The organism is Paenibacillus sp. J31P190 (genome assembly GCF_059692075.1).
In genome coordinates this window covers 109933-130783 of sequence record NZ_JCAUAS010000020.1, presented here as the reverse complement: position 1 = coordinate 130783, position 20851 = coordinate 109933, and the positions used below count along the sequence as shown (strand labels likewise).

At 44.2% G+C, this 20851-nt stretch carries 15 protein-coding genes and 2 riboswitches; of the genes, 12 read left to right on the top strand and 3 right to left on the bottom strand.

Annotated features, from left to right (window positions below; all coding sequences use genetic code 11):
* Positions 1 to 246: 246 nt before the first annotated feature.
* From AC58U0_RS27845 to AC58U0_RS27835, 3 genes are read left to right on the top strand one after another with little or no spacing between them, the layout of a single operon-like run.
* Complete coding sequence (locus AC58U0_RS27845) at positions 247 to 606, top strand: GntR family transcriptional regulator (RefSeq protein ID WP_497382136.1); 360 nt, start codon at positions 247 to 249, stop codon at positions 604 to 606.
* Complete coding sequence (locus AC58U0_RS27840; RefSeq protein WP_497382107.1) at positions 606 to 1499, top strand: ABC transporter ATP-binding protein; 894 nt, start codon at positions 606 to 608, stop codon at positions 1497 to 1499. The genes AC58U0_RS27845 and AC58U0_RS27840 overlap by 1 nt, the downstream gene beginning before the upstream one ends.
* Positions 1499 to 2182 carry a hypothetical protein gene (locus AC58U0_RS27835; RefSeq protein ID WP_497382106.1) on the top strand — a complete coding sequence of 228 codons (684 nt, stop codon included), beginning with the start codon at positions 1499 to 1501 and terminating at the stop codon, positions 2180 to 2182. Before AC58U0_RS27840 ends, AC58U0_RS27835 begins: the two co-directional genes overlap by 1 nt.
* Positions 2183 to 2224: 42 nt before the next feature.
* Here AC58U0_RS27835 and AC58U0_RS27830 read toward each other — a convergent pair whose 3' ends face one another.
* Positions 2225 to 2851, bottom strand: coding sequence for a DUF5701 family protein (locus AC58U0_RS27830; RefSeq protein ID WP_497382105.1), 627 nt, complete (start codon positions 2849 to 2851; stop codon positions 2225 to 2227).
* 169 nt (positions 2852 to 3020) lie between these two features.
* On the opposite strand from AC58U0_RS27830, the gene AC58U0_RS27825 reads away from it, so the two are divergent.
* A complete protein-coding gene (locus tag AC58U0_RS27825) occupies positions 3021 to 3734 on the top strand; it encodes a MerR family DNA-binding transcriptional regulator (RefSeq protein WP_497382104.1) in 714 nt (237 codons plus the stop codon).
* Between the two features lie 194 nt (positions 3735 to 3928).
* On the opposite strand, the gene AC58U0_RS27820 is transcribed toward AC58U0_RS27825, so the two are convergent.
* Both AC58U0_RS27820 and AC58U0_RS27815 read right to left on the bottom strand, forming a co-directional pair.
* On the bottom strand, positions 3929 to 4462 hold the full coding sequence (locus AC58U0_RS27820) for an SRPBCC family protein (RefSeq protein ID WP_497382103.1): 534 nt from the start codon (positions 4460 to 4462) through the stop codon (positions 3929 to 3931).
* A 2-nt stretch (positions 4463 to 4464) separates the two neighbouring features.
* Positions 4465 to 4806, bottom strand: a complete 342-nt coding sequence (locus tag AC58U0_RS27815) for an ArsR/SmtB family transcription factor (RefSeq protein ID WP_497382102.1) — start codon at positions 4804 to 4806, stop codon at positions 4465 to 4467.
* A 312-nt stretch (positions 4807 to 5118) separates the two neighbouring features.
* On the opposite strand from AC58U0_RS27815, the gene AC58U0_RS27810 reads away from it, so the two are divergent.
* The 8 genes from AC58U0_RS27810 (at position 5119) to AC58U0_RS27775 (ending at position 20611) form a co-directional block, all read left to right on the top strand.
* Positions 5119 to 5808: a 3D domain-containing protein gene (locus AC58U0_RS27810; RefSeq protein ID WP_497382101.1), complete on the top strand. Its 690-nt coding sequence runs from the start codon at positions 5119 to 5121 to the stop codon at positions 5806 to 5808.
* A gap of 192 nt (positions 5809 to 6000) precedes the next feature.
* Positions 6001 to 6095, top strand: a riboswitch (cyclic di-GMP riboswitch).
* Positions 6096 to 6151: 56 nt separating this feature from the next.
* Positions 6152 to 8875 (top strand): stalk domain-containing protein, encoded by a 2724-nt coding sequence (locus AC58U0_RS27805; protein ID WP_497382100.1) that lies wholly within the window; start codon positions 6152 to 6154, stop codon positions 8873 to 8875.
* A 27-nt stretch (positions 8876 to 8902) separates the two neighbouring features.
* Positions 8903 to 8997, top strand: a riboswitch (cyclic di-GMP riboswitch).
* 45 nt (positions 8998 to 9042) lie between these two features.
* The gene (locus AC58U0_RS27800) at positions 9043 to 11082 is read left to right on the top strand and encodes an S-layer homology domain-containing protein (RefSeq protein WP_497382099.1); all 2040 of its coding nucleotides are present in this window, start codon (positions 9043 to 9045) and stop codon (positions 11080 to 11082) included.
* A 32-nt stretch (positions 11083 to 11114) separates the two neighbouring features.
* The gene (locus AC58U0_RS27795; protein WP_497382098.1) at positions 11115 to 17348 is read left to right on the top strand and encodes a DUF6531 domain-containing protein; all 6234 of its coding nucleotides are present in this window, start codon (positions 11115 to 11117) and stop codon (positions 17346 to 17348) included.
* Between the two features lie 5 nt (positions 17349 to 17353).
* Positions 17354 to 17959 carry an SMI1/KNR4 family protein gene (locus AC58U0_RS27790; protein ID WP_497382097.1) on the top strand — a complete coding sequence of 202 codons (606 nt, stop codon included), beginning with the start codon at positions 17354 to 17356 and terminating at the stop codon, positions 17957 to 17959.
* An 860-nt stretch (positions 17960 to 18819) separates the two neighbouring features.
* A complete protein-coding gene (locus AC58U0_RS27785; RefSeq protein WP_497382096.1) occupies positions 18820 to 19251 on the top strand; it encodes a transposase in 432 nt (143 codons plus the stop codon).
* A 192-nt stretch (positions 19252 to 19443) separates the two neighbouring features.
* Positions 19444 to 20082: a Tle-like phospholipase domain-containing protein gene (locus tag AC58U0_RS27780; protein ID WP_497382095.1), complete on the top strand. Its 639-nt coding sequence runs from the start codon at positions 19444 to 19446 to the stop codon at positions 20080 to 20082.
* 148 nt (positions 20083 to 20230) lie between these two features.
* Positions 20231 to 20611, top strand: a complete 381-nt coding sequence (locus AC58U0_RS27775; protein WP_497382094.1) for a hypothetical protein — start codon at positions 20231 to 20233, stop codon at positions 20609 to 20611.
* The last annotated feature ends 240 nt before the right edge of the window (positions 20612 to 20851 follow it).

Below are 20851 nucleotides of genomic sequence, written 5' to 3'. Positions count from 1 at the left end.
CTCGCTCTGCCACTTTTCTCAACGCCTCGTATCGCGTCAAAGCCTTTATACGCTTCGTCTAAACCCCTTGCTGTCCCCAAAATACAGCTAGCACACGCACCCTAGTGGTATTCCCAGTTCCTTGGGAATTTATTTATTTTGCTGCCCAGCCCAAATATCAGTTTAAGTGTTGACTTTTAAGTCAGTTGGTTGTATGGTTAATTACATGAGTAACTAACCAATGTGGTGGTGAGAGAAGTGGGACTAATGATGGACGATAGCCGCCCGATTTTTGTGCAAATTGCAGAGCGTATTGAAGATGACATTATTGAGTCAAGAATGCCGGAGGAATCGCAAGTGCCTTCTACGAATCAGTTTGCATCCTTTTATCAAATTAATCCGGCGACAGCAGCGAAAGGCGTTAATTTGTTGGTGGACCAAGGGATTTTGTACAAGAAACGAGGGATTGGCATGTTTGTAGCGGAGGGAGCGCGAACGAAGCTGATGGAGAAGCGGAAAGAACTATTTTATGAGCAATATGTGGTGACGATGGTGAAAGAAGCCGAGAAGCTTGGGATTACCGTAGAGCAATTGACGGAAATGGTGCGCAGAGGGGAGAAAGCGTGATGACCAACATTGTGGAAGTGAAAGGACTAACCAAGTCCTATGGTCAAGTGATGGCAGTGGATCATGTTAGTTTCACGATCGAAGCGAATAAAATCTATGGCTTGCTAGGCAGAAACGGAGCAGGCAAAACAACGATCATGCATATGATCTCGTCCCAGCAGTTCGCTACAAGCGGCGAGTTGAAGGTGTTTGGGGAAGATCCTTACGAGAATAGTCGCGTGCTCAATCAAATTTGCTTCATTAAAGAAAGCCAGAAGTACCCAGATAGCTTCCGTGTCGTAGATGTAATTGAGGTTGCGAGATCACTTTTTCCGAACTGGGATCATGCTTATGCGCACACTTTGATTGAAGATTTCCGTCTGCCTTTGAAAAGGAAAATAAAAAAGCTATCCAGAGGGATGCTTTCTTCCGTTGGTATTGTGGTTGGTCTGGCTAGTCGAGCACCATTAACCATCTTTGATGAGCCTTATTTGGGTCTGGATGCTGTGGCAAGAATCCTATTCTATGATCGGTTGCTTGAAGACTATGCTGAGTTTCCGCGGACGGTTATCCTCTCCACGCATCTCATCGACGAAGTAAGCCGCTTACTCGAGCACGTGCTGGTTATCGATAACGGCAAATTGATTATGAATGAAGATGCGGATGCTCTTCGCGGTCGTGCTTGTACAGTTTCAGGTCTAGCGACAGCTGTGGATTCGTTCACACGGGGCAAAGAGCTGCTTGAACGCACAGCGATAGGTGCGGCTGCATCGGCTACAATTCTTGGTGCTCTAAGTGATCGGGATCGGAAGGAAGCAGAGGCATTGGGACTTGAATTCACACCGGTATCTATGCAGCAGCTTATCGTTCATCTGACACGCTCATCAATCGCGGGAAAGGGGACTGAGGAATAATGAATCAAGTGAACCAGGTAGTAAAACTCCATATGAGGAGCAAAATAACATCGTTTGCTATCCCGTGGAGCATTATTGGTGCAAACTTTTTGATCAATCTGCTCATAGCGCTGTCGCTAGAGGTAGGTGAATCTATAAATACTGGGGCGATCATTTCGATTTTCATCTACACCCTTGTAGCAGGAACGGTCACTATTAAGGAAACCTTCCCATTTGCCTTGGGACTGAGTATTCGGAGGAAGGATTATTTCTTTGGAACAGCTGTGACAGCTATTATTGTTAATGTTAGTTCAGCCCTAGCACTTGCCATCCTGTCTGTGATTGAAGAGGCGACCAATGGCTGGTGGGTTCGATTGCACCTTTTTAAAGTCCAATTTCTAAATGATCTTTCGCTGATAGGCACGTTTGGTATTTATCTGATTATACTTCTTCATATGTATTTCCTCGGGTTTGCGATATCCAGTTTACACCGTCGTTTCGGCGGGGCTTCGATGTATATCTTTTTTACATCCCTACTTTTGATTGGTACGGTAGGTTCCTATATTTTTACACACTTTGGATTGTGGGGCGGTCTCTTGGATTGGATCATTCACAGTTATATGGATATATTCTGGTGGATGGTGCCTTTGGTTATCGTGTACTTAGTGGCAGCTTATGGACTGCTTCGTAGAGCGACTGTTTAGAACTAAGAATAAGCCTGCTGCAGCTGCAGTAGGCTTATTTTGTTAGTTTCCTGCTCGAGATCCGCAAGAGGCGGAACCGAGCCACGTATGCGGGTTGCCTGCCCAGCACCAGCCTAGCTTCGGCTTGCCGGCGCTAATCCATAAAGCGGTCACTCTGCGGTCGCCGCAGCGAGAACCGAGCAGAGAGAAGCCGTTATTTTTCTGTAAAATATCCGGGAAATGAGTAATTAAGGCAATGCCTTCCTCGAGGGTGAGGGGGGTGCGATTTTCATTCATAATGGTTTTGATCGCTTCATTTGGGGTGATGTTAAGCGTTTCTTTACCTGTATCGATATCCACCGCCAGATAGGCGATACCTTTAGGAAGTTCAATACCCTCAATAGGTATAAAGCCCTTGATATCAGCTGCGTCAATGACACTAAAGCCCATTTTGTTATTTCGCTTAACAAGCTGCATCGCTTTTTCACCATCTATCCAGTCACTCTTAACAACGATGACAAATGGAACATATCCTGCTCGTGGTTCTTTGTTTAGCTTTTCGAGCTCCTTGATTCTATCTCTGAGCGGTTCGAGATGCTGCTTAAATGCTTCTTTGGTTACCCCAGCAATGTCAGGGTAGCCTTTATCCACTAGGTTTTCGACTTGCCGATCGAACTCATCATTTAACAAGTGATTCAGCTCCTTCCTTTTTTTGTCTAACAATCCTTCTTTTTTATAAAATCATTTTACAACATTCGTGCGAATGGTAAACTAATTGAGGATTGGCCTTTAATATAGGGCGGTTCGTTGAATAAACCTTATAAGTATACTTTAATCTTTATCAATTTGAGGTGAAGACATGAACTTGCGGCCAATTGATATTGCCAGAAAACTTAAGCTAAGTACAAGTGCCTTAAGGAATTATGAAACGAATGGACTTGTTCCTCCTACGCAGCGTTCTTCCAGCGGTTATCGGATTTACACCGAAGAACATATTGCTTATTTCGAGTGTCTTCAATTCATGGCACCGGGGTTTGGTATGGATGTAACATCGGAGGTCCTTCGGAAAATTCAGCTAAAAGAAGTAAATGCCGCCCTTTGGTTGGTCAACGACAAGCAGGCCGATCTCCATCGCGATAAATCGTTGGCAGAGAGGAACATTCAAATTCTAGAGACTCAGGAAACTGACACCAGCCTTGATTCAAACGCAAAGAAAGAATGGATGACCATCGGAGAAGTTACAGCGGAAACGTCCATACCAAGCTCAGCCATCCGACACTGGGAAAAGGTGGGGCTCATTACCTCATCACGAGATCCGGAAAATGGGTATCGCCAATTTAGTCGATCTCAAATGAGTAAAATTTTGCTGCTTCGCGCTTTGCGGCCAGCCGTTTATTCAATAGATCTTGTTGAACTTAAGCAAGCCATTGCGGAGATGGATATTCATGATGTGGAACATGCCAAAAAGATTGCCCGCGATTCCTTAAACTACTTAGTAAAAATCAACAAAGAACGGCTTCGCGGCATGTCCTATCTATATCGACTGTGCCGATTGTTGAGTTTGCTCGATTAAAAAAGGCTGTTGCGAGTACGTTTATTACGACGTAAGCGTGGAAACCGACTTCTCAGGCTCAGAAACCAACCCTAATCCCCTGGGGTAAACTCGCATCCCCCAAAAAAAGCAAAAACGCCACCCTAGCAGCATGCCCGGATCGGCAAGTGCTGCTAGAGTGGCGCAAAAAACATCTTTTAAACCGCCAAAAACTCTTATACGACTTTGGCTAAGTAGGCATTGAGCTGATCGAACGTTCCGCCGAAGCCTTGTTTCATGGAATCAAACATGCCCTCAAAGAACTTATGTTCTTCCTCAGTAGCATTGATAGGGCCTCCGCGCATGATCAGTGTAGTTTTTCCTTCATTTTCAGTAAAAGATAACTTATTCATTATTTCGAGTGGAAAGGTTTCGCTAAATGGTGCTCGGATAATGTTAGCCTCTGCATCGGAAAAGGAATTTACGTAGACAAGTCTCTCAGGAGAATGAATTTCATGGTAGACAAACTTACCCCACATTTCAAAGCCTTCAGCCGATTTCATGCAATAGTGGAAGCTGCCGCCAGGGCGAAGATCTAAGGTGTGTACACTCAATTCGAAACCTGTTGGTCCCCACCAATGAGCTAAATGTTCAGCCTCTGTCCACGCTCTGAAGACGAGTTCACGAGGTGCATGGAAGGTGCGAGTAAGAACCAACTCGCCATCTTCTACGGTGACATTGAAGTTGTTGCCTGCTTTTTCTTGAGTCATGTCTAATCCTCCAAATCAAATTGTTTTTTCTGTTCCTTCTCTACCATTTGCTGCAAATAATCGTCCAAACGGTCGAATCTCTCTTCCCACATGCGGCGGAAAGAGTCTAGCCATCCATCCATTTCTTTGAGCGACTGAAACTGCAGCTTATAGATTCTTTTATTCGCGGCGGGTTGTACCTCGACAAGTTCTGCATCACTCAGCACGCGGAGATGCTTGGATACTTGTGGCTGCTGAAGCTCAAGCCGATCCGCTATTTCCCCGACAGTAAGGGGGCTGTCACGCAAAAGCTCGACAATGTGCAAGCTGTTTGGCTCGGCTAGAGCGCTAAAAGTCTTATTCATACACATAATATACTCCGAATGGAATATTCCTGTCAAGGAATATTAATGGATGGATACAATCGTAATTTGTTGAAAAGCAAAAAGACTGCCTCACCGGCAGTCTTTTTGCTTTTCACATTTATAGTTTAAACCAAGATTCGTTACGTATACTGCTTTATGCTTTCTTAGTTTGTTTTTTAGCGCTTGGTTCACCTTGGTTTGCGTTCTCGATCTATTAAAATATGAAAAAATGATTAAGAGACGTATATAAATCTTCGAATTGGACGAATCTAGTAGCTATAACTCTACTATTTTTTAAGAGGAGGAACTACTATGTTTCGTAAAATTCTTTATGCTACTTTGATGCTGCCTTTGCTGCTTTGTTTGTGGCAGGTGCAGCCCGCCTATTCGTACCCTGAAAGTGAAGATGGGGGGGAATTACCTCCTACGTATAGTATGGCAAGAAATGCAGGCCCTGTAGAAGCAACAGCTCAAGCTGAACTAGCTCAGCCTAGGACGCAGTATCAAGTGGACCGAGGCGATACGCTGTTCAAAATTGCACGTGATTTTGGCGTAACCGTAGATGATCTTATCAACTCTAACAATATTCAAAATCCGAATCAGCTAACGATTGGTCAAAGTTTAACGATTCCAAAGAATGAATCAGAGATTGGTTTACCAAATGGTCAAAAGAAAATTATCAAAAAAGTGTTGAACACAACCCTTACAGCTTATACGGCGGGCTTTGAATCAACAGGCAAAAAGGCTTCCCATCCCATGTATGGCATCACATTTAGCGGTCTTAAAGCCAAAGAAGGACGCACGATCGCAGTGGATCCTGCTGTAATCCCTTTAGGATCTACGGTGTTTATTGAAGGTATCGGCATTCGTAAAGCGGAGGATATTGGTTCGGCTATTCGCGGTTCGAGAATTGACGTGTTCATGAATGATTTGAATGAGGCTCAGGATTTTGGCGTGAAAAAGAACGTGAAAGTCTATTTGCTAGATAGAGAGAATGTTTAAATGATTTGCCAGAGTTTAGGGTCAACCGGAACATCCGGTTGGCCTTTTTGTGTGAAAGCACACACTTTGTGTGTAAATTTCCTCTTTTTTGTAGAAAAGTGTTGAATTTTGAAATAACGTGGATTAATATGGAAAACAGTCAGTTCTAAATAACTAGATCGAATGAGTAAAAATACCTAAAAACCAAGCGATAATGAACAAAGGCAAATCCATCGAAAGGTGGAGACGCAAAGCCACGGGTCTAAGCCATGAGTCACACTTCATGGGATGATAGCCGGGTTACCTTTAGGGGCTTGGTTTTTTATTGTCTAAAAAAGCTTTCTATAGGAATGGAGCTGGAGAAATGATCAAAACACATTTTAAAAAAATGGTATTAGGCTGCTTAATGGCCATGTTGCTCTCAACTCTAGGAGAGGGGAATACAGCTTTAGCTAACCAGACGGTGACGGTTATGGATACACAAACTTCTCATCCTGCCCCTGTACGTAAATCTAATAATAATTCATTCATTTCAGGCGATGACCTGGTTTGGATTGGTAGTGATGCAACGAATTTGTATCAAATATTCTACCGTAATTTGGACACGGGGGAAACGAAACAGCTGACCGACACGAAAACAAACAAAACTGATCTATGGGCAGGAGGCGATTATGCAGTTTATTTCGCCGATAGGCGTGAAGTGGTGCTGCATAACCTCCGTACGGGTGAGTCGGAGTCGATTATAAACCATACTATGGTTGAAAACCTCACGACAGACGGGCGATATGCAGCTTATATGAATAAGACGGACAGCTACATATATGTTTACGATTTAGAGTCGAAACAAACGAAACAGTTAGTTAAAGGGCGTTATCCGCAGGTCGCGGACGGGAAAATCATCATGCAGGATGAGAAAGGAAGTTTGCTGTTATATGACTGCGCTTCAGGCACAACGAGGACGATAAAGGATCCAGTAGATGGATATATTATCAATTTTAAGTTCAACGGAAAAGTGGTCGTCTGGACGCAACAAGTTAACGAACACACAGTTCAAGTCAGAATGATGAATGTGGATGAGCTGAATGCGGTACCTACTGTATTAGCCCAAAAGAAAATGGATAAAAACACTTCCTGGCCTACGATGCTTGCCATTAGCAGCAATCTCATCGTCTGGAGGCAAGCATCGGAGGATGGAGGGAAAAGTGAGATTGCTGCTGGAGAGCTTACATACGGGGAATCAATCGTTATCGCGAACGAAACCACAGAGTCTAAGCTGATCGGAATTTACAATGATCAAGTCGCACTTCAGGGCAATGACGGAAATATTTTGCTGAGTTCGCTGCAAGTAAGCGGTACACCCACGGCGAAGAAAGAAACTCTTGCGTCCGCTGTACCAGATGTCAAGCAAAGGCCACAAGCTGCTGAATTTGATACACGGTTTTATAAAGAAGGGCTTACATACAAAGAACTTAGACAAGGAAATTCTCAAGTAGAGGGTCATCCTGCATCCTCGGATAAAAGTGTGAGCTTGGACGTGCCGCCATATGCATTCGAGGATACTTTAGGCAAAATTAAGCTGGCACCAGCGGAAGACAAGAATTTGGAACTCACAAAGGCGATGCAGAGCGGACAGATGATGGTCAGCTTGCCGTGGAATATCGATTTTCCGGATCAAACGGTGTTAGAAATCCAGCTTAATATGTCTTATATGGAGAGCAGAGTACCGCATAAATTTCGGGATAAGCTTGGCATTTTCCGACTGGAGTCTGACTCATGGATTTATATGGGGGGGCTATTGGGGGACAATTCAAATGTGATTCATACAGCAATTGAGAAACCGGGAATCTATGCAATCTTTCTACACGACATTGCCGATGTTCCTCTGCGCGAGTACTGGGTGAACAAGAGAATCAAGCAAACTATTGCGGAGGATCCGATTCGCGTATTTCTTGACGGAGAAGAACTGAAATTTAACGAGCAGCCTGCTCTGCATGACAATTACACGACGGTTGAGTTTCGTACTATTTTTGAAAAGCTGGGCTTAACCATTCAATGGGACGAAAACGCACGGAGGGTAACGGGACAAAAGGAAGGACAATCGCTCAGCTTGCAGCTGGGGAGCTTATCAGCATCCACCAATGAGCAATCCATCGAAATGCCGGTTGCACCCTATTCAAATAAAGGCTATACGTTCGTTCCGCTGCGTTTTGTCGGTGAAGCAACGGGTCGCAAAGTAGTATGGGATGCCAACTTGAAGGCTGTATACCTGTATGACGCAAGTACGGAAGGAAAGCTGTTTTACGAAGATGGTAAGGTAATGTACGAAGGTCAGCTCAAAGACGGCAAGATGAATGGGAAAGGCAAGCTTTACCGCAATGACGGATCGCTTTGGTACGATGCTGAATTTCAAAAAGATGAGGTTACGGGTTGGGGCACTATGTATTTCGAAGGCTTCTTGTTCGGAGAAGATCGTACGGGTGAGATTATTACCGGGCAATTTACGAGGGGATTGCCTAACGGCGTTATTCGTAAGTACGATGACAGCGGGTTTTTGAAGTACGAGGGTCAGGAGGTTTTTGGAAGCCTTACGGGCAAAGGTAAGTTGTACATCCAAGGCCGTCCAGTTTATGAGGGAGGGATGAAAGATGGCTACTTCAGCGGACATGGAAAATATTATGTGGGCGGAAAGCTGAAATATGAGGGTGGTTTTTTACAAAGTAGGGAAGATGGTAATGGTAAGGAATATGATGCCAATGGCCTTCTTCAACGAGAAGGAGAATATAAGGAAGGCAATCGGAATGGCAATGGGATTGATTATTATCCATCAGGAGCTAAGTCTTATGTAGGACCATTCGTGGGAGGTGCCCGGAATGGTGTTGGTAAAGAGTATTATGAGAACGGAAATCTGAAAGCCGAAGGTCAGTACGAACATTACTATCTTGTAAAGGGAACGTATTATTACGAGAACGGGGAACGTTACGAAGGAGACTTTATCAATGGTTTTCCTGATGGACAAGGCACTTTATATGATAAAAACGGCACTGTGAAATTCCAAGGGAAATTTAAACAGGGTAAGCCTGAAGCTTAGAACGAGTGAGATTATAGTTCTAGCAACATTGAACAAAGGAAAATCCATCAAAAGGTGGAGGCGCAAAACCATCGGTCTAAGCCATGAGTCGCACCCCATGGGACGTTAGTCGGGTTACCTTTAGGGGCTTGGGTTTTTATTGGCTAAAAGAGAGGAAGAGAAGTTAAATGTGGATCAAACAATTTTTGTGTAAATCATACCAGTGGTTATCACTGACACTTGTGCTTATGTTCACCTTGGTGATGCTTCCGACATCGTCTTGGGCAGAAGTACGCTACGAGTCAACCGACCAAGTAAGTCTGGTTAAGGCTCCAGATGAACGAACTTATGTATCCGGTCAACACATGGTCTGGATGCAAGGTGACGACAAGGGGATCCCGCAAGTCTTTTACCGCAGCTTGCAATCAGGAGAAACGAAGCAATTAACTACAGCTGATTCGTTGAAGTCTGATCCGGTTGTTTCGGAATCTGTAAATGGCTCGGTGTATGTTGCGTGGATAGATCGTCGTACGAGTGGTCCAGATACCGGAGGGTGGACGGTCTGGGGGATTAAGATCTCTGAAGGTACAGAGAAGCAACTCAGCAGCAATATGGGGAGTATCCCCCGCCTCTCGATGGATGGGGAGGATATCGTTTGGTTCGAGTCGACGGACTATAAGATGTATCATTACAACCTTAGCCTCAATAAAGAAACACAGTTCGGCAGTGGGCGTTATCCAATTGTTTCCAAAGGGAAGGTGCTGTTTACGAATGTAGCAAACGGGGGGCTAAGTCTTCATCGTTTGGCTATAGCAGACACGATTTCGGTGTTACCTTTGCCTAGAGGTCAGTTCATCATGGATTCTGCATTCAATGGAACCTACGCGATCATTAAACAATCCGATTCGGAATTCCGCACAAAAATCATCCTGCTCGATGTGTCGAATCCAAACGATCCGGTACTAAAGGATTTGACCCCGCAAACGAAAAAAGGTAGCGAATATCCGCGACTCTATATCGGCGATGAGTATGCGGCTTGGATTCAGGATCAAGGCGGGACACCACAGCTGAACGGAGTTAATCTGCTTCTCAATGAGACGTATGCGATGGAACGGGGGAGTACGGCCTTTAATGCGTACGCATTTGTTGAGAATCAGCTTGTTCTGAAGCGTCTGGATGGGATGATTTCATACCGCACAATGACGCGGATTGTGACTCAGCCGGTTTCGGGTGGTTATGGTCAGGCTGCTTCGTCAAAGACCGACGTATCGAAAATGATTGGCTCTGAGGGCGGAGAGCTTGATGCCTTGGACGGTCGCGTTAAGCTAACGGTGGCGAAAGGTGTTCTAACGGGCAATACTTCTGTGAGACTCAAGCTCGAAAAGAAACAAGATGCGTGGGCGCTCGCTGCTAATGGTAGCCATCACTTACAGTTTGTTTCTGGCATTTGGTCCGTATCTGGAATTGAAGGCGAGCACCCCGGCAATCTCAAGCTGGCTTTTGGCTATGATTCGGTAGCATTAACGCTACTTGAGCAGCGGAAACTGTTAGTTTACCGTTTTGATGATATAACCCAATCATGGATTCGACTAAATGGGCAACTATCGGGATCGATGGTTACAGCAGATATTCCGAGCTCCGGCGTCTATGCATTAATTTTGAACGACGTGTCCTTTCGCGATGCCGAGAGACATTGGGCTCGGGAAGTGATCGAGCCATTGGCTGCACGAGGTATAGTTAATGGCATGACAGAGACAAAATACGCACCGGATGAGGTGCTTACACGGGCACAGTTCGTCAAGCTTCTAACTGCTGCACTTGGTGAACAGCCAAGCAAGGTGGAAGGTGGCACTTTTGCCGATGTGAATGCCACTCATTGGGCGGCGGGCTGGATCGAGAGGGCGGCAAAGCTCGGTCTTGTCGAAGGGAGTGACGGGCGGTTTGAGCCCGATGGATCATTAACTCGCGAACAAATGATTGTTATGCTTGCCCGAGCGATGGGGCAGGAGCCGGCGGCTCGACCCCTGAGTGAATCTGAGATAACCGAGGGACTAAGTTACGGCGATTCTGGAGAACTTAGCGATTGGGCTCGCTCTTATGCTGCACTATTGACCCGTGATGGATTGATCGAAGGCAGCGATGGCAAGTTAAAGCCAAAGCAGACTTCGACCCGTGCTGAAGCGGCGGCCATTATTTATAGATTCTTGGATCGGCAACAAAAGCTGTAAATTGAATTCAATCACAAGGAGGTCGTAAATAAATGAAACGAAAATGGAAAAGTATATTCGCTTCTACACTTGCGATCACAATTGCTTTGTCTGGAATCCCGATATTTCCGGGGTTAGGTGCAAAGAAAGCGCACGCAGAGGCAAGTATGGACGCAAATGAGATCACATTTAATACGGTTTATAGGGAAGGGACAGCCATTACTTGGAAGTATTCAGATAAAGAGCACAGTACTTCGGTCGATACGTGCAGACCAGGAAAGAAAACGATCTACATCCCTAATCCACCAGGGCCACCTACACCGAAAGAAATTCCCGAACCGTACCCTATCGATCATATTGCGACAGTGAATCAAGGCACAGTGCCCTTGCATTACATGTATTTTTGGGACGGACATTTCGGAGACAGGCCGGCAGCCCTCGGTAACCACACGGTTTGTGCTACGCCACTAGACGAGTTTCGGGAATTTTTCGGTCAAATCAATGTGACGGTAGAGAACCCGAATCCTCCTGCGCCGGGGTATATCGAGGTTGCCCCTAACCAGGACCTGACGAAAACCACACATGTGATACGTGGGGTAGCCGAGAGAGGAACCGAGGTTTTCTTAGATATCCAATACTTCAAAAGAGATGAGAAAGATCGCCAGGTTCCCGGGGATCACATTCAGCCCCCTCCTATTATCGTGCCTTTCGATTCGCCCGGAAATAATGAAGGGACGCATTTAAAGTGGTCGAAGGGGAAAGATTTTTTGAAATATTTAGAAAAAAGAAACGTAGACCCAATCAAAAACCCAAACCCACTCCCGGACCCACCCTTTCCGCTTCGGGATGACAACAAGCCCGAGAACTACGTTCGGGAATGGACTTACGAGATTGAGTTAAACAAATACGAGATCGCAACGATTACCGGGCATGCAAAGCGTCTACCCTCCAATCCGTATTTCAATACGGAAGACGATAGCAAAAATCAATCGGGAATGTCTGAACCGGTTAGGTTTTTGCGCTACTTAGCACCGGAGTGGAACATTACTTGGGAGGCGCTTGCCGGGTACTACTACAAAACCAAGAGCGTGCCGGCAGTCGTTGACGGTGTCAATAAAATCGCTATTTATAACCTTATCAAGCCTTTCAATGATCCGCCTTATAACGAGAACCGCACATTAAGTGTTTGCAACGACGGTCAAACGTGTCCGGGTACGATCCCGATCGGCTGGAACTTAATTATTCCTGAACCCGAATTAGCGGGGGAAATCTCCTATAAAGAGTTTCGGGATGATTTGAAACGCGAACAAATCACCCACGATAGAGGCTCCAACGTTCCATCTTGGTGGGATCCGATCAATTTGGCTACTGGAGATTTTTCGTTTCACCATACGAATATTTCGTTGCAGGCGGTCATGCCGCTGGAATTCGGAGTCACTTATCACAGCCGAGATACATACGACGGTGCAGTGGGTTACGGCTGGCATCATACGTACGAATGGCGTTTGGAGCATCGGGAGAATGGCAAGCTGTACCTCATCAATCCGGAAGGCGCTGCCTATTTGTACACGCCGAACGCGAACGGCAATTATACGACACCTGCTGGTACGTATGATCAACTGAGCAAATTATCGGATGGCACTTTTAAGCTGGAAACGCCACAGGGTTTAAGCTATTTATTCCGTCAGGACGGCATGCTGTACCGGATTCAGGACCCGAATGGGAACGAGACCCGATTGAACTACACCAACACGATGCTGATGAAAGTAGAGACCGAAGGTGCCAGCATGACCTTCGATTACTTGAAGGGTGGCAAAATCGCCTCCATCACTGACCAGCTTGGCCGGCAGATCGTGTATGAATACGATGAACTAAACCATGATTTGTTATCGATCCGGCTGCCGGATGAAGGCACAATCCGTTTCAGATACAATAAGAAGCATGAGCTGGAGGAAATCGACAATCCGAACCATACGGCGACGCTTAAAAACGAGTACGATGAGCAGGGCCGGGTTATTTTCCAACGAGATTTTTACGGTGCAGACGGAGAAGTCCAGTATTTCCCAGAGGAACGTCGAACCGTCACGAAAGACCCGTTGGGAAGATTAAAAACATTCGAATTTGACGAACGCTTCCGCCAGACCGCCATCCATTACCCAGATGGAACCGCAGAACGTTTTGAATATGACAGTAACGACAATATGACGCTCAAAATAGATCGTAGAGGCAATTCGTGGAGATACATCTATGACCCTAATGGCAATCTGCTTCAAACAATTGATCCACTAAACCATACAACAACCATGCATTACAACGCCTTCAACAAACCAGATGAAATTACGGATGCTCTTGGAAACAAAACCATCATCGGGTATGACGGCAAGGGCAATATGGATACCATCACAAACGCTCTGGGTGAGTTAAGCCAAATTAACCGTGATGGGCGTGGCGTACCAACTAGCATCGTGAATCCCAAGGACGAGACCGTGGTGCTTTCTAACTACAGTAATGGATTTGTAGAATTTGTAACTGATCCTCTTGGCTACAAGAAGCACTTACAACGGGATGGTCTCAATCGCGTAACGGATATTGTGGACGCATTGGGTCAAGTCAGTTCAATGGAATATGACTCGCGTGACCGTGTCATAGCCAAGATTGATGCACTTCATAATCGGGAAGAGTTTCAATACGATAAAGACAGCAATCTGAAATACCATAAGGATGCTGCCGGTGCAGAAACGCACTTCACCTATGAATTTAATCGCATCAAAACCGTGACGGACGATCTCTCCAATACGACGGAGTTCTTTTATGATGCTGTAGGAAATATGAAGCGGAAAGTAGCTCCTAATGGAGCGGAGACCGAGTATCTATATAATAACGTCAACCGTATGGAGACCATGATCGTTAAGGATAAGAACGAACAAGGTCAAGACATTATGTTAGTGACGGAATTCAGATATGACGGCAATGGCAATCTCACTTGGACCAAGGATTCGAAGGGCGGCATTACCGAGATTCATTATGATGAACGGAATTTACCTGATCAAGTAAAGGATGCCTCAGGCGCTATAACTACCTATACGTATGATCACGTGGGCCGCTTAATTAATGAAACGAACGCATTAGGCCATGGCACAAAATATGGCTATGACGCAGTAGGCCGTTTAATTAAAGTGACGGATGCGCTGAATTTCGCAACATCTTTTGAATATGATAAAGCCGGACGTTTAACCAAGACGATCAAACCGGGTGGCGCTGTGTGGGAGATGTTTTACGATGCTCGTGGATTGTTGACAAGCACGAAGGATCCACTTGGTAATACGACATCTCTAGAGCGAGATGAATTGGGTCGAGTCCGCACATCTTCGGATGAGTTGGGAGCGACGACTCAGTATGGTTATAATGCCTTAGGTTTTGTTACGTCGATTGTAGACGCGATGAACCAGGCAACCTCGATGAATTATGATCCGCTAGGGCGTTTGAAAAGCATCACCGACGCCAAACAGCAAACAACAAACTATGGCTATGATCCGCTTGGCAGGTTAACGTCGGTAACGAATGCCTTACAAGCAACAACTAGCTATACCTATGATGCTGTAGGGAATATAACGAGTAAAACCGATGCTCTCATGCGGGTAACGGGATACGAGTACAATAAACGAAATCAACTTGTTAAACAGAAAAATCCCTTAGATCAACTTACACAATTAAGCTATGATAGCAACGGCAATGTGGATCATATTAAATATCCGGATAACAAACTAACGGCCTATCAATATGATCCGATGAATCGACTAAAGGAAATCGGCTACTCCGATGGGAAAAAGGTCAACTATGCGTACGATACCATCGGTCGACGCACTTCCATGAACGATTCAACCGGAACGACCTCATATGCATATGATGCATTGAATCGTCTGACTGGGGTTACGAATGGCGCCAACCAGACCATCGGTTATGAGTGGACACCAACCGGGCAGCGCAGCAAAGTCGTGTATCCAGATCAGACTGCCGTTACCTACCAGTATGATCTCATGGATCGCATGACTGGTGTCACCGATGCAAGTGGTTTAACCACCAGCTACACGTACGACAAGCGTGGCTTGCTGACTCAGAAAAAGCTGTCGACGGAAGGAATCAGTACCTATAGCTACGACGTGCTTGGTCAAGTACGGGAGCTACGTCATGCGAACCAATTTGGTAAAGTCGTAGAGGATCTCCGATATGCTTATGACCCTGTAGGGAATCGTTCACGATTGGAACGAGTAGAAGACGGTAACGATGAAGATGATTCGGATAGCGGCGAACATCAGGAATCGATGATTACCGAATACGCTTATGATGCGCTTAATCAATTAACACAAGTGAAGCAATACAATGATCGGACGGCTGCAACGCCATCGTTAACGAACTACAGCTACGACGCGATAGGCAATCGTCTAGCGAAACAGAGTGTATGGGATTCGTTATCGAATACCGAAACCTATACGTATGATCCCGCAGATAAGCTGCTTCATTGGCAAAGCGGAAGCAACTACAAGGACTTCACCTATGATCCGCGAGGCAATTTGTTACGCGTAATGGGCCTAGAAGATGACGAGGATGATGAGGCAATAACAAGCTTGATCAGTCCAACGGTTCTTAGCCAAGTGTATGGATCAGGATCGGTTACAAACGGTGTATATGGTAGTAACCCGTCCATACGAAGTGCAAGCAGCAATTCTTCCCCAGAGTTGATGGAAGAATACATCTGGGATTCGGCTAATCGCCTGAAGCAGCATCGCAGCGCGAAGAAAGATATCTCGCAATTCTTCTACGATGGAGATGGCAATCGGACGAAGATGATCGTGGACGTGGAACATGGTCCAACGGATCACAGCGTAAGTGGAAACGGACAAGGTAATAGCAATGGTAATGGAAACAACGGAAACGGCAATGGCAATAATGGTAATGGTAATGGTAATGGCAAAAATAACTGCCATGAAGTACCGCCAGGCTTCATTCCTCCGGGTCTAGCAAAGAAATGTGGACAGGTAGAAGAGCCATACCCAGACATGCACCCGGGAGGCCCGCGTGAAGGCTGGGAGAAGCAATTCAAGAAGAAGCATTGGGAGTTCAACTATACCAATGATGTAAGCTTGGCGAATCCCGAACCACTTCAAGTAACGGATAAAGATCAGTTAAGCGGATCTAACGACTTCTACCGCTGGAAAGAATCCTATACTTATGGAGCTGGCGGAGAACGGATCTCCATGACGTATCTACCAGCCTATGATGCCAACAATGGTTGGGATCCTCATGATGGTACAGCAGGAGCTGAAAAGGGCGTAGCGCCAAGAAAATTGTGGTACCTTAACGATGCACTAGGTAGCGCAGTAGGCTTAATTGAGAAGGATGGCCGCGTCTCATCACGTTACCACTATGACGAATTTGGAATCCCTACGGATGCCAAGAAATTCGATGTCAATTGGCCGGGACCGGATAACCTTTTCGGTTATACAGGATTAGGGTATGATTACTATAGCGGTATGTCGTATGCTAGAGCGAGATACTATAAGCCGGAGTTAGGGCGGTTTGTTAGTGAGGATACGTATAAGGGGCAGATTGATAATCCGCTGAGTTTAAATTTGTATACGTATGTGGGAAATAATCCTTTGATTCGCACTGACCCTTCAGGGCATGATTGGTTAGATAAAGTATCAGGATTCTTAGATTCAGTAGTCGATGATAGTACATTTGGCTTGTGGACAAAAGCGTGGAAGAAAATAGATGAGGCAAGAGGTATTACGAGCTATGACCCTGACCGTGCTGAAGGGGAAGCAATCTACGATGCAAATTTTACTCCACAAACCCTAGAAGACGAAATTTTATTAATGGGACTAGGCAGAGGTATTCCCAAGACAAGAATGCCGAAGACTGGTGGTTATTGGGAAGGAACACGTGGCAGTGGTAAATGGTATTCTGATAAGGCAGAAGTTAAAGAGATAATTGGTGATGCAGGTGTTGAATTTATAAATGGACGACCTAATTTCTCTCCTTGGTCAAGACTTGATCTTACATTCGAAAGTGGTAAACTTAATGGAACTAAAGATGATTTTGAGGTAGTGTACAACGAACTTAAAGACATCCTGGGTTTAGAAAATAAAACTAAGGCAAAGCAATGGCTTATAGACAATGAGTTGACTCCTCATCATCTTGATGATAATACAATTCAATTAATTCCTTCAAAACTACATGGAAATATACCACATATTGGTTCAGCATCCGATTTAAGAGGGAGGTAGCTAGATTGGAAAGTAAATTTGAAAATATCAAAGATAAATTTAAAGAGCTAGGGATTACAGGTAGATTTGGTACTTTTCCTAAAGAATTAATTTTGCAGACTGAACAGAAATATAATATTAAATTACCAATTGACTACTCGGAATTTCTTGTGGAATTTGGAAGTGTAAACTTTACCCAGGAGATATGTTTCCCATTGCTGAATAAGTATCCTACGGCGAGATCGGATGGTACTGAAGGAATTGTTAACTTTTACGGGTTTCATGAAGGAGAAAGTAATTTGTTCAGAATTATTGACCGCTATAATGGACGTATACCAACGTCTTTAATCCCAATAGCTGAGAGTCCAGGTGGAGATCAACTCTGTATTGGAGTAGGTGAAGAAACTTGGGGGAGAATTTACTATTGGGATCATGAACAAGAGCGTATGAACCCCTCCATTCAAGAGTTGTGGGATAATGTTTATCTTATTGCTCAATCATTTACTGATTTTATCTTGAGTTTTAAAGTACGACTCGAAGAGCAATTAGAAAGTCCTAAAGCTGTATCAATAAAAATGAGTAATGAGTTCTTAGAATTAATGAAAAAGACTAAAAATAATAAGTCTGAATAACTTAATTAAGTACAATTGTCTTCAACCACCTTGCGACTAACCATCGTAGGGTGGTATTCTTTATTTATCCACCGCTTCATTGGTAGGAACGTCAATTAACCATACAGTGGGTATTGGCGGCGGCTTCTCGATAGACCCCACCCAGTGCCGAATGAAGCTACCATTGTAAAAATAACTAACATAACCCTTGTAATACCGCTATTAAGATTTTTTCATTTCGTTTGTACGCACAAAAAAGCTTGAATATTATACCCTAAATACCGCTTTTGCGTTACATTGAACAGGTCAATTATGGTCAGATACCACCATGATTGACCTGTTTTTTGTTATCTTCGTTTTCTCGCGTTTTTTTCAAAATTATTCGCAACTGTAGAATACCTTGCAACGATATTGAGGGTGAGAAGGCATTGAATCGCACCTTCTAGGATGGATAGCACGACAATTATAGTGTGTACGGTAATCAAGAAGGTTACTTTGTCCGCAACTTAACTGACCATTGTAGCGATAATTAGTGTGTAAGAAAGAAATCTGGTGACGACCAGTCAACATATACAGGTAAGGATACGTTTTAGGCTAGCCACCTTGCCCTCTAATATAGTCCGAAATTCGTTAAAAAATTTCGGTTGGGGGCTGAACATGGAAGGAGTACGAGTTTCGATTGACCGGAATTTCTTCTCAAACCAAGCAATTACGCTTGTTCAATAAAGTCTGCTGAGAAAATACTAAGCATAGTTCAAGCAGACGGAAATACCAAAAGGCATTACCAAGCCGATAGAGACTTTATTATTCAAAGTCATATCAGACGTATCCGAAACTGTAAGGAAGAAATACAGGCTATTGAAGAGCGGCTAGCAGTACTGATGAAGGATACTGGCTACAAGTTAGAATCTATGTATGGCATTGAATTGGTCACAGCGGCAGGTTATGTAGCTGAGATAGGCTGTATTAGTAGGTTCTCTAGTCCTGAGAAGCTAGCACGATTTGCAGGTATCGCTCCTGTCTTTCGAGGGTCGGGGGACAAGGGGAAGTTCTATAAGTGTAAGCAAGGAAACCGTACGTTACACGAACTGTTTTACAGGCTTGCTTGTAGACAGATTGGAACTAAGCGAGGGAGCAAAGAACCCAACAATCCCTTTTACTATGACTATTTCCAACAGAAGATGGAGGCAGGGAAAACTAAAACCCAAGCAATTATTTGCATAATGAGGAAGTTAGTTGATGTGGTATATGCTTTTATGAAGAACAAGTCAGAGTACGTTAAGCCGACAGTACAATACAAACAAGCAGGATGATATACTTGGGGCGGGGGCTTGGAAAAGGTTTCCATCTTCTTTATTAGTATGGAACGCTTTATTAACTAGGATACGTATAAGGGGACGTTAGGTAATCCGCAGAGTCAGAATGGGTATGCTTATGTGCATAATAATCCATTGAGGTATGTTGACCCAAGTGGATACAAGCCTACTGTGATGGAAGCCGCTATAATGGCAGAAAATATTTATAGTGCAGGCGATAAAGATAAAGGAACATTAATATCGAATGGAAATGGATGGGGACTGGAGGACATCATAACAAATGACTTTGGATTAAAAATGGGCGTATACTCAAAAATCAAGTTAGGCGGAACAAAAGAGTACTCACTGGTTAACAAAGGTACTAGTCTACCAGAAAATTGGGCAGATAATGTTGGTCAACCCTTGGGTATGTCAGATGATATGGATGATTCAATTGAAAAATCTGAGTATTTTGTGGCTAGCCATTCAGATAGTGAAATCACGATGGTAGGACACTCAAAAGGAGGGGCTGAAGCAATTGCAAATGCAGTTGCGAACAATAAGAATGCCATTACATTTAATCCTGCTAAACCAAACCTTGGGATGTTTGCTTTAGACAAAGATAGTTACTCTGCAACCATGACCCATTATGTAGTTACAGGTGAAGTATTAAATACAGTGTTTGGTGAGCCCTCAATTGGAAACGTGGTATATTTGCCAAAAGTCTATGATTACACATATCATGCTTGGTATAATAATAGTATATCGGATTATATTAATGAACTAATTGATAATCATGGTATGGGTGCAGTAATAATGGCTTTGCAGGAAGCGGGGTATAAGTATTAATTCAAAAACATTGTTAGTAGGTATTCCATTACTGTTACTAGGTTTAATCATATTTTTAAATTTGCCTTGGCTTCTCCTATTTATAGGCATTCATAGCAAACCAAATCCTCCACACCCTGAAATCACATACGGAGAGTTTCCATTTCGTTTGGAGTATGAAATTAATGGAGATCGAAAAGTTATTGAAGATACACTAATATGTGAGTTCGATGGGTTTGGTGCAGATGAAGGGAGAGGCAAGTATCGCAAATGGAAGCAACGATTAGCTAGTGGGCAAAAAAATGTAACGTTAGTTAGAGTTAATGACTCCAATGAAATATACTTATTCCCCGGAAGTGCGGAATACTATATGGGCGATCTAGATACCGATAGAAATGACAGTAGTTTTCCAAATGCCTTGTATATTGAGAAAGACGGAAGGTTTACTAGTGGGGGGATCATCCGTGCAGATGAATTGCTTAGTAAAAACCATATAAAATTGATAAGTTGGAATCCTAGTCAACCAGTCAAAAATACTTTTTCCAAATGATTCTTCCGAGCCACCTTGCGACTAACCATCGTAGGGTGGTTTTCTTTTTATCTGCCGCTGTATCACTAACAACACAAATAACCGTTCAAAGAGTATGAGCGGCGGCAGGTTCAATAGACCCCACCCATTGCCTAGTGAATTACTATTCACATTCCAACGAACTTAACCTTCGAAAGCCCCGTATCAAAATTCCGTCAATTTCTGTGTACGCACAGCTTATGGCTTTAATTGTATACCCAA